Source organism: Candidatus Symbiopectobacterium sp. NZEC135, assembly GCF_025962695.1.
The window spans coordinates 1-519 of sequence record NZ_JAGFPF010001520.1 but is presented as its reverse complement, the minus strand read 5'-3'; the positions used below and the strand labels follow the sequence as shown (position 1 = coordinate 519).

The 519-nt window shown below is 63.4% G+C and carries 2 protein-coding genes; both read right to left on the bottom strand.

The window, feature by feature from the left end; genetic code table 11:
• On the bottom strand, nt 1-241 hold a 241-nt coding region (locus J5224_RS35140; protein WP_264629403.1), incomplete at its 3' end, for a hypothetical protein.
• A partial coding sequence (locus tag J5224_RS35135) for a hypothetical protein (RefSeq protein ID WP_264629402.1) occupies nt 238-519 on the bottom strand: 282 nt, incomplete at its 5' end. The genes J5224_RS35140 and J5224_RS35135, both read right to left, overlap by 4 nt.

The window sequence follows — 519 nt, the reverse complement described above, 5'->3', positions numbered from 1 at the left end:
TCAGCGTAGGTGCGAACAGATCGAGGGCGTTGGCCGCGAGAATCGAACCGCTGTTGCTTATGCGTTCACTGGCCGAGATACCCAGCGAGCCCAACGATTGGAGCCGCCCCTGATTGATAAGGGTGTCACCTTGCCACTCGAGCGCAGCGGATTGCCAACTGCCGCTGTTGACCAGCGAAGCGCCCGACAGCACACCGTTGCCGCCCAGCACCATTTGTCCTTGGTTGCGCCAATCCGTCACCTGAATGTCGCCGTCGCCGCGAATACCGGCGCTGCCTTGTTGCAGCCAAACTGTTGTGCCTGAATGTCGCCCTGCGTGTCCGCCGTCGCGGCATCAAGCGCCAGTTGCCCGCCCGCCAACAGCGTGCCCGCGTCGGTTTGCGTTAATGCTTCCGCCACCGCGATGTCAGCATCCCGGGTCGCTTGCACGTTGCCCTGATTGCGCAGGCTGTCCGCCTTCAGGTGGAGATCCGCCGCGCTCAGCGTGCCCTGATTATCGAGGTGTCCGGCCTGTACCCG